Source organism: Cryobacterium sp. MLB-32 (assembly GCF_000738085.1).
GTDB lineage: Bacteria > Actinomycetota > Actinomycetes > Actinomycetales > Microbacteriaceae > Cryobacterium.
The window spans coordinates 1-10,191 of record NZ_JPRS01000109.1; the positions used below are offsets into that span (position 1 = coordinate 1).

Annotated in this window: 6 protein-coding genes and 1 pseudogene; all 7 read right to left on the minus strand. The window is 66.6% G+C overall.

What is annotated here, in order from left to right:
- The coding region (locus JF66_RS11760) for a diguanylate cyclase (RefSeq protein WP_035878144.1) at window positions 1–1,143 on the minus strand (1,143 nt) is incomplete at its 3' end.
- Window positions 1,143–2,789 (minus strand): cell wall metabolism sensor histidine kinase WalK, encoded by a 1,647-nt coding sequence (locus JF66_RS11765; RefSeq protein WP_035878145.1) that lies wholly within the window; start codon window positions 2,787–2,789, stop codon window positions 1,143–1,145. The genes JF66_RS11760 and JF66_RS11765, both read right to left, overlap by 1 nt.
- Window positions 2,790–2,794: 5 nt before the next feature.
- Window positions 2,795–5,287, minus strand: a complete 2,493-nt coding sequence (locus JF66_RS21755; protein WP_051973464.1) for an EAL domain-containing protein — start codon at window positions 5,285–5,287, stop codon at window positions 2,795–2,797.
- A 152-nt stretch (window positions 5,288–5,439) separates the two neighbouring features.
- Window positions 5,440–6,504: an aspartate-semialdehyde dehydrogenase gene (locus tag JF66_RS11775; protein WP_369798006.1), complete on the minus strand. Its 1,065-nt coding sequence runs from the start codon at window positions 6,502–6,504 to the stop codon at window positions 5,440–5,442.
- A gap of 48 nt (window positions 6,505–6,552) precedes the next feature.
- The gene (locus tag JF66_RS11780) at window positions 6,553–7,830 is read right to left on the minus strand and encodes an aspartate kinase (protein ID WP_035878147.1); all 1,278 of its coding nucleotides are present in this window, start codon (window positions 7,828–7,830) and stop codon (window positions 6,553–6,555) included.
- A 520-nt stretch (window positions 7,831–8,350) separates the two neighbouring features.
- Window positions 8,351–8,950 (minus strand): recombination mediator RecR, encoded by a 600-nt coding sequence (gene recR, locus JF66_RS11785; RefSeq protein WP_035878148.1) that lies wholly within the window; start codon window positions 8,948–8,950, stop codon window positions 8,351–8,353.
- 3 nt (window positions 8,951–8,953) lie between these two features.
- Window positions 8,954–10,191: pseudogene (locus tag JF66_RS23630) on the minus strand (hypothetical protein); the annotation flags it as partial.

A 10,191-nucleotide genomic window follows, 5' to 3' on the forward strand; every position in this document is an offset into this window, starting at 1 on the left:
GACGACCGCATCGTTTCCGCCTCGCTCCCGCACGACGGCCAGCGCGGCATCCGCTGCGGCACGCAGCGCATCAAAATCGTGTCCGTGATCGAAAGTGTCGGCGATACCGAAACTCGCCGTCAGGCGGATGCTGGATAGCTTCGAGAGCGGATTCTGCACCATGGCGGTACGGATTCGCTCGGTGAGCGCCAGCGCGTCGGTGCGTGACGCCGCCCGGCCGAGTATCAGGAAGCGGCCGGAGTCACTGTGCCCGATGAGGCTCATCACCGGCAGGGCTGCGCGCAGCATGCGGGTGAACTCGCTGATCGCTTCATCGCCGGCCCGCCGGCCGAAGGCGGCGTTGATCGCCGGCAGGTTGTCGATCTCGGCACGCACGAGAACGAGGCCCACCTCACGCTCTCTGGCCCGGTCGAGGTGGTCGATGCTTGCCTGGGCGAACGCCGTCAACGTCAACGCGCCGGCCGCGGAATGGATGCCGAGGTTGCGGTCGCCCACCGCGGTTCGGCCGCCCTGCTCCGCCCGCAGTACCGAAATCGTGATCGTCGCCACGATCACGAACGAGAGGGCAACGAGAGAGGCGAAGCCCCGGTTGAATGACATGACGAAGAGGTTTGGGTAAAAGAGGAACACGACGACACGGAGCAGGCCGAAGAACGCCAGCACGCCGAAGGCGACAGCGAGGATCCGAGCATTCAGATTGCGTTGCAGAGGGGCCCTGGTGGCTTCAACACAGCCCAAACCGCTCAGCAGCGCGGCGGCCAGCGACAGCTCCAGGGTGGCCGTCAATTCATGTTCGCCGGTTCCGCGCAGCATTGCGGCCAGGGCCACGGCGCCCGCCACGAGCAACACCACCCACAGCAGCGATCTGCGCCCGTTGTGCAGACGCAGGCCCGACCAGAGTGCGCCGATGGCAACCACGAGCAAAAAGTGCCCCACCACGAGGGTCCACCACGTTTCGGTGCCACGCATGAGTACCCGCTCGCTGTACGACACCGCTGACATGACAGCCGAGATGTAGGCGATGCTCCAGACCCTTCCGGCGTCGTCACTGCGCAGAAAAGCGGTGTTCGCGATGACAGAGATCCCACAGATAACCGTGACGAGTCCGCTCACCAGCACGAGAGTGGCACCATCCAGCAGCATCAGCGCTTCACCGCCTCGACCGGGGTGGCCCGGGTCGGCAGCGTGGCAATCGCGGTCGTGCCCACGCCGAACGTGGATTCGAGTCGCAGGTCACCACCGTGCCGACGCATGATCTCGCGACTGATGTTGAGCCCCAGGCCGGTGCCGTGCACGCTCGATCCACGCACCGAATCCGCCCGGTAGAAGCGACTGAAGAGGTTCTGCTGCTCATCGTCGGTCATGCCCCGGCCCGTGTCGGTCACGCGCAGCTCGGCGGCCGCTTCCGTTGCACTCAGGGTCACCGTGATGCGGCCGTCCGCAACGTTGTACTTGATCGCGTTCGAGACGACGTTGTCCACCACCTGCCGGAGCCGAAAGGCATCCGCGTAGACCTCGACAACGGGCAGGTCGCCCTGCTCGAAACGGATGTTCCGCTCGGCGGCAAGCGGCAGCAGCGATTCGACGGCGTCGGCCACGATCCCATCGAGGGCGCAGGGCGCCAGCACGATGGTGAGCTCGTTCTTTGCGGTGCTGGCGGTGGTCAGCAGGTCCGCCACGAGCGCCAGAAGGCGATCGGAGTTCTTCGACGCGACCTCGAGCATGCGACGCGTGGAGGGAGCAAGGCTGGCGTCGTCGAGGGACAGTTCGAGGAAGCCGAGGATGGACGTGAGCGGCGTGCGCAGTTCGTGGGACACAGAGGCGACGAGGTCGTCACGGGCGGTGATCGCCCGGATTTCGGCCGTGACATCGCGGGTCACCATGATGCCGCCGTCAGCGTTGCCCTTCGCGTCGAGAATCGGGCGGGTGGAGATGAGCACAGCCGTCTGGGGCGTTCCCGGTTCACCGAGCCACACGGTGACCCGGTCGATGGTGTCGCCCCGGAGCGCCCGCTGATACGGGGTGTCCGAGATCGCGTAGGGAGTCACCCGGTCTTCGCGGAAGACCGGCTCGCGGGCGACGCCACCGGTATCCTCGGCGCCGACGCGGGTGAAGAGCTCGCGTTGGGCCCGGTTGATGAAGGTGGTGCGCCCGGCGGCGTCGAAGCCGACCACGCCGAAGTCGACGGAGTTGAACAGCGCATCGAGAATCGATTCCTGGCGGGTGGAGCGCCGAAGGGCGTCCTCGAACAACACCGCCTGCTGCGTGAGCAGCACCCGTTGCGCCGCGGCCCGCTTCGTTGTGCCGTAGGTTGTCGCGGCGAGGAACGCCAGGGTGACGGGCAGGATGGTCAGCCGCGGAATGTCACCGGCGGCGATGCCGTGCCCGCTCAGAAACAGCACGCCGAACAGCAGAACGGTGGTGAGCACGACGCTGCCGAGGGCGCCGCGAGCCCCAAAATGTGTCGAGAGCCAGATCACCGGAAAAACGAGGAGGAATGAGGCGCCGAGAAGCGTGGTGCCCTCGCGTGCCATCGCGATGCCGATCAGGTCGAGAATGGGGATCACCGCGATCCACCTCTTCTCCAGGCGGTGCCACGGCACACCGGCCGCGACGCCCGTCGCCAGGAAGATCACCAGGATCCCGCCGAAATAGAGCGGGTCTCGCACGAGCTGCGGTGCGACCACGAGGGACACGATCACGAGCACGAGCGTGGCCCCGGTGACGATCAGCTGAGTCAGAAAGACCGCGCGGTTGATTGCTGTGTGCCCCTCGTCGCGCACCGACATGATCGTTACGACGCCGGGAGCGACTCGGTCGGCCGCGTGCCAGAGCGCGCCTCGTCGTCGTGCGACAGCTCGGGGTGTGAGGCAGCCGCGGTCTCGACCGACAGCGCCGACGGTGCGCTACCCGACGCCCGGGCTCGCTCCGAGACAGGCTCGGAGGGTGCGAGGTCGAGCAGTTCGGATTCTGGACGCACCGCCTCGGGAAGCACCGCCTCGGAGCCATACTCTTCGAGGCGTGCCAGGGTCTGCGCGAGGCTCCGCGGAACGCCGTAGTGGAACCCCTGGGCGCTGCGGATGCCCAGATCGATCAGTGACCTCGCCATGGCCGCATTTTCGACCCCCTCGACGATCATCGAGTATTCAAGCTTGTCGCCGAAGCCCTGAAGCGCCGTCAGAACCTCTCGCTGGCGCACATCTTCCAGGTCGTCGACGAGGCTCTTATCGATCTTGAGGATGTCCATGGGCACGCGCACGAGGGAATCCACGGAGGAATCATCCGAGCCGTAGTCATCGAGGGCGATGAGGATTCCGATGTCCCTCAGGTGATCGACCTGCGCCCGGACCTCAAGGGAGACCCTGGCCACGGAGCGTTCATTCAGTTCCAGGCAGAGCGAAATCTCGGGATACCGGTCGGCGAGTTCTTCCACAAACGTGCCGAGCCTCTCCGGCAAGACCTGCAGGGCCTCGACGTTCACGGTCATACAGACGATGCGCGGTTCAACCAGGCGGAATTCGGCCGCAGCAGCCATGGCTTTTACGGCGACCTGGCGAGTGAGCTCGTCGAGGAGGCCCAGCCCCTTCGCCTTGGCCACGAGCGATGGCGGCGAGAGGGCACCCAGCTCCGGGTCGGTGAAGCGCACCAGCGCTTCGAAAGCCCAAATCTGGCTCGTGACGAGGCTCACGATGGGCTGGTACGCCATTTCCAGCAGGTCGTGGTTGATGGCCTCAGCGACGCTGTCATTCACCTGCGGAGAGCTATGCCCCGAGATGCTGATGCTGCTCTCGTGGGCCGGGCCTCCGCTGCGGCGGGACTTCTTGACCGACAGCATGCTTTGGTCGGCGTCAAGAACGAGCTGGGAGACATCCGTTTCACGGTGGGCGGAGTAGGCCAGGCCGATGCTCAGGATGGGGCGCACGGTGTTGTCGCCGAGGACCAGGGGCTCCCCCGAGACCGCGAGAATGGCGTCGGCGATCCCCTTGGCCTCGGCAAGCGAGGACAGCCGGGTGAGGATGATGACGAACTCGTCGCCGCCTACCCGCGCGACGACGTCGAAGGGGCGTACGGCCAGGCGGAGCCGTTTTCCGAGGGCGCGCAGAACGTCGTCGCCGGCCTGGTGTCCCAGCCTGTCGTTGAGGCGCTTGAACTCGTCCAGGTCGAGGAAGAGCACCGCGAGCGCCTCGGAGTAACTGCGGTGATCGTTGATGTTGGCGAGCGCCTCCTGGAAGGCGCCGTAGTTGGGCAGGCCGGTAAGGGGGTCGGTGTTGGCCCGCAGGGTGAGTCCGCCGATGTCGTCGCGGGCTCGCACGACGACATCCGTGGTGTGGGCCAGGGCGTCGAGGGCACGCTGGTCATCGGCGCTGAACGCCACGTCCAGGGGATCGCGGTGCGCCACGATGAAGAGCAGCTGACCTTCGACCAGCGTGACGGCTGAGGCTATTTCCTGCCGGGACCCGGGGTGGTTCTGAATCGTGACGGACTCCGCACCGATGGCCGCGGCGGCGGCCCGGCGCACGAGGTCCGCGAAGGAGGCGGAGTCGGTGGCGTGACCGAACGACTTGGCGTTCAGCGCGGCCGTTCCCTTGATGAGCCCGGTGAAACGGCGACGCATGTCGAACAGGCGCATGCTGGCCTTGCTCACGACGGCGACCAGCGCGACCAGCAGCAGGAACACGACCGCATTGCGCGATCTCACCTCCTCCGTGTAATACGGAAGCGCCGGGTTGTTCCAGAACGCGGCGACGACGGTGAGCACCACGGCACCGAACAGAATGACCGCGCCGCGCAGCGGTGACGTCGCCGCAAAGGCGCCGAACTCTACCGGAGCTCCGATGCTGACACGGCGAACGACTTCGACGAACAGGACCGCCACGACGTAGGCGAAAGCGGAGAGCAGCACGGCCAGCAGGAGGGGCACATCCGTTGCCCGCAGGGCAGTGAAGAGAAAAAGATTGAACCAGGCTCCGGCCGCAACCAGGCCGGCCGCGTAGAGCGCGATCGGCCACCGACCCGTGCGTGCGACCGCGCGCAGGAGGGTTCCGAGGGCCAGGACTCCCAGCGCTGACCCGGCTCCCAGCACCGGTGCCAGTATCGGCAGGGCCATAATGGGCAGGCTGAACGACAGGCTGCGATAGGGCGCCCATCCCACCCAGAACCGGTTCGACTCCAGAGCGACAACGCAGCCTAACCCGACCACGGCGATGAGCCAGTGTGATTCCGACATCCGCGGTATCTGCATCGCGGCGTAGATCATGACGCCGACGCCAGCGCTCGCGAAAAGCACGAACCCCGTCCGTCGTACCCCGCTCCACAACCGATTGTGCCTCACACAACCCAAGTTTAGTCGAGCCGGTGACTCTTTCGGGGGCCAGTTACCCGCCGTGGACGTGTCGCTCGGCCCGCTCGGTTGGGCGGGCCGGCGACGGTCGAGTTCGGCTACGCAGCGACCAGCTCCGCGGCGACCAATTCGGCGATCTGCACAGCGTTGAGGGCCGCGCCCTTTCGCAGGTTGTCGTTGCTGATGAACAGGGCGAGTCCGCGGTTGTCGGGCACGCCCGGGTCTTGCCGAATACGGCCGACGAAGCTCGCGTCCTGTCCGGCGGCCTGCAGGGGCGTCGGGATGTCCGTGAGCTCGACTCCGGGCGCATCCGCAAGCAGTTCACGCGCACGCGCCACGGTCAGCGGGCTGGCGAACTCCACGTTGATGGACAGGGAGTGACCCGTGAAAACGGGAACCCGGACACACGTGCCGGACACGAGCAGTTCGGGCAGCTCAAGGATCTTGCGACTCTCGTTGCGCAGCTTCTGTTCTTCATCTGTTTCGAAGGTGCCGTCGTCGACGATCGAACCGGCGAGCGGAATGACGTCGAAGGCGATCGGGCGGGCGTAGATCGTGGGCTTGGGGAGTTCCACGGCGGTGCCGTCGTGCACGAATCCGAGCAGGTTCTCGTCTTGCACGGCCACTCTCACCTGGGAGGCGAGCTCGAACGCCCCCGCGAGGCCACTGCCGGAGACGGCCTGGTACGTGCTGACGATGAGGCGTTCGAGGCCGGCCTCGTCGTGCAGAACCTTGAGCACGGGCATCGCGGCCATCGTGGTGCAATTCGGGTTGGCGATGATGCCCTTGACGGCCAGCTTGATGGCCTCAGGATTGACCTCGCTCACCACGAGGGGCACCTCGGGGTCGGTCCGCCAGCCGGAGGAGTTGTCGATCACGGTGACTCCGGCGGCAGCGAACCGCGGCGCCTGCGCACGTGAGAGGGAGGCGCCGGCCGAGAAGATGGCCACGTCGAGCCCGGACGGGTCGGCCGTGCTCGCGTCTTCGATCGCGATGTCCGTCCCTTTCCAGGGCAAGGTCCTGCCGGCCGACCGCGCCGACGCAAAGAAACGGATGCTCGCCACGGGAAAGTCGCGCTCGGCCAGCAGCTTGCGCACGACGGCTCCCACCTGGCCGGTGGCTCCGACGACGCCGATGTTGATTCCTGCGGTGCTACTGGTCACGTGATTTCCTAACATAGAGCGGTAATGCGAGCAAGTGCGGTGGCTTGGTTAGCGGCCGGTACCGCCGTGCACGGTGACCGGCACGTCACCGTCAAGCCCGAACGCGGTGTGTACCACGCGCATGGCTTCGTTGATGGTGTCCGCACGGGTGACGACGGAGATACGAATCTCGCTGGTGGAAATCATCTCAATGTTGATTCCAGCCTCGTAGAGCGCTTCAAACAGCTTGGCGGAGACACCGGAGTTGGTACGCATGCCACCGCCGACGAGAGCGAGCTTGCCGATCTGATCGTCGTACTGCAGACTCGCGAAGCCCACGTTGATCTGCTCGTTGGTGAGGGCGGTGAGAACCTTCTCACCCTCCGACTTGGGCAGGGTGAACGAGATGTCGGTGAGGCCCGTGGCCGCAGCGGACACGTTCTGCACGATCATGTCCACGTTGGCGTTGGTCTTCGCCACGATCTTGAAGATGAGCGCGGCCTTGCCGGGGATGTCGGGCACACCGACAACCGTGACCTTGGCTTCACTCAGGTCGGCGGCGATACCGGCGATGATTGGCTCTTCCACTGTCTCTCCATTCGCGCGGGCAGTATCGGCATTGAAGACGATGGTGCCGATGTTGTTGTTAAAGGATGACCGCACATGCAGGGTCACACCGTGACGGCGGGCATATTCCACGGCGCGTATATACAGGACCTTGGCGCCGGCCGCCGCAAGCTCGAGCATTTCTTCGCTCGAGATACGGTCGAGCTTGCGCGCGTTGGGCACGACGCGCGGGTCTGCGGTGAAGACGCCATCGACATCCGTGTAGATCTCGCAGATGTCTGCCCCCAAGGCGGCCGCGAGGGCCACGGCGGTGGTATCGGAACCGCCGCGACCGAGGGTGGTGATGTCTTTGGTGTCCCGGTTGAAACCCTGGAAGCCGGCGACGATGGCGACAGCGCCCTCGTCGAGGGCATCGCGGATGCGCCCGGGCGTGACGTCGACGATGCGCGCGGACCCGTGGCTCGCGTCGGTGATCATGCCGGCCTGGCTGCCGGTGAACGACCGCGCGTCGTAGCCCATGCTCTTGATCGCCATGGCGAGCAGCGCCATGGAGATGCGCTCGCCCGCGGTGAGCAACATGTCAAGCTCGCGCGGGGCCGGCAGCGGGGTGACCTGGTGGGCGAGGTCGAGCAGCTCGTCGGTGGAATCACCCATCGCGGAGACGGCCACGACAACCTCGTTGCCCGCCTTGCGGGTGTCGACGATGCGCCGCGCAACCCTCTTGATGCTTTCGGCGTCGGCGACGGATGATCCGCCGAACTTCTGCACGATCAAAGCCAAAATCACTCCTGAGATGGTGGTAGGTGGGCCGGGCCCAAGCCCCCAGTATAAATGTCGCACCTGCTTGGTGCCCACCATATGACGCCTCGCGACGCTGCCACCGGGCGAGAGAGCGTCGAGCGCGAGCGCGTCCACGACGCCAAAACCGGGGTTTCTGAGACACGCCGGTGCGAAGTGCCACCCCGAGCGGCGTGTCGTGAATTTCACCGGTTTTACGGAACCGGCACGACCGACGTAACGGGACCGGACGGGGACCAGACGGGACTGGACGGGACCGGACGATCCCCGGTCTAAAACCGGGGTTTCTGAGACACGCCGGGGCGAAGTGCCACCCCGAGCGGCGTGTCGTGAATTTCACCGGTTTTACGGAACCGGCACGACCGACGTAAGGGACCGGACGGGACCGGACGATCCCCGGTCTAAAACCGGGGATTCTGAGACACGCCGGGGCGAGGTGCCACCCCGAGCGGCGTGTCGGCGAAAACACCGGTTTTACGTGACCGGGTTTGACCGATGGTGGTTAGCGCGTGACCTCTCGGCGGCCTTCGAAGGCGCGACCGAGGGTGACCTCGTCGGCGTACTCGAGGTCGCCGCCGACGGGTAGACCCGACGCGAGACGTGTCACCTTGATCTCGAGGGTGGTCAGCAGGCGCGACAGGTACGTCGCGGTCGCCTCGCCCTCCAGGTTCGGGTCGGTAGCGATGATGACTTCCTGAACGGTGTTGTCCGCGAGCCGCTGCATGAGCTGGCGGATGCGCAGATCATCAGGTCCGACGCCGTCGATGGGGCTGATCGCACCGCCGAGCACGTGGTAGAGCCCTTTGAACTCACGGGTGCGTTCGATCGCCACCACGTCCTTGGCCTCTTCAACGACGCAGATCAGGGCGGGGTTTCGACGCGGATCCCGGCAGATCATGCAGGTGGGCGCCTCGGACACGTTGCCGCATATATCGCAGAACCTCACCTTGTCGCGCACCTCGAGCAACACGTTGGCGAGGCGCGTCACGTCGACTTTTTCGGTCTGGAGAATGTGGAACGCGATGCGCTGGGCGGACTTCGGCCCGATGCCGGGGAGCTGGCCGAGCTCGTCGATCAGTTCCTGAACAATACCTTCGTACATGGCCTAGTCGCCTCTCGGTCGCGGTGCGGCCGCGAAGTACGGCTGTTCTTCAATGAATGTTGCCCCGAGAATCTCTCGCACCACGGCCTCGCCGTAGCGCTGTTTCTCGGCGAAACTCGGCGCGGCGCCGGTGCGCGGTGGCGCGTTGCGGGTCGGTGCCGCACGTTCCTGGCGATTCGGCTCCGGCGGGGCGGTCCGTGCCGGTGCCGGTGCCGGTGCCCGTGTCGGTGCCGACGGAGCGGATGCTGACGGCATGCGCTCCTCTTGCGGTGCGTCGCGTTCCGGCGGCACGTCGTCGTCGAAGGGCGGCGGCACGTCGTTGAAGGGCGGTTCCGGCTCCCGGTTGCCGGACGCCGGTGCGGATGCCGGGGACGGCACAGCAGGTGTGGGCGATACCGCCGGCGTGACAGGCGGCACGACCGACGCGGCGGGCGCGGCTTCCGGCGGCGTGGTGGAACCGGAACCGGGAATGGCGACCGTGGTCCATCCGTTCGAGGTGGTCGTTTCCGGGCTCGGCACCGGGGCGGGGGCCGGTACCGCCGGCTGAGCACCGGCCGTGGTCGCGGTACCCGAAGCGGTCGGGGCATCCGGAGCCGCATCGGCGGGACGCGACGGCGCGACGGCCGGGGACGACTCGCCCGCATTCCCGGTGGCCCATGGCTCGTCATCGACCGGGGCCTCATCGACCGGTGGCTCGCCTTCCGGGGCGCCATCGACCGGGGCCCCATCTGCCGGAGCGTCGGCACTCGGCGCCGGCGGTGACGTGATGGGAGTACCGGGCGCGGGCGGCCGCGGCGGACGGGGTTCTTCCCGGGCAATGAACTTCACCTTGAGCCCGAGCACGGCCACGATCGCCGTGCGCAGAAAATCACTCACGCCCATGCCGGGAGCGGGCGAATGCTTGAAACTCGCCACGTCCGCCTCGCTCGGGAATGACAGCACCACGACGTCGTCGCCCCGCAGTTCGATCAGGTGCGCCGTGTAGACCACGAGCCAGGCGCTCACCTTGGCGGTGCGCACGGCTTCGAGAATCTCGGGCCAGGAATCCTGCAGCTGCCCGAACGAGACAGGTCCGACCGGCATCGTGCGCACGGGCGTCGGTGCGGCTTCCTCAACGGATGCCGCGGCTTCGGCCTCTCCCCCGGTTCGGTCGGCCGTCGGCACGTCTGCACCAGCGGATGCCGCTGCAACCGCGGCGCGGTCGGCACCCGCGACCGGCCAGTCAGCGCGGGCCGGCGCGG

What these genes read in the sequence shown, in the direction of transcription:
- JF66_RS11765 (WP_035878145.1), bottom strand. Translation starts at nt 2,789, where the DNA reads ATGTCGGTGCGCGACGAGGGGCACACAGCAATCAACCGCGCGGTCTTT.
- recR (WP_035878148.1), bottom strand. Translation starts at nt 8,950, where the DNA reads ATGTACGAAGGTATTGTTCAGGAACTGATCGACGAGCTCGGCCAGCTC.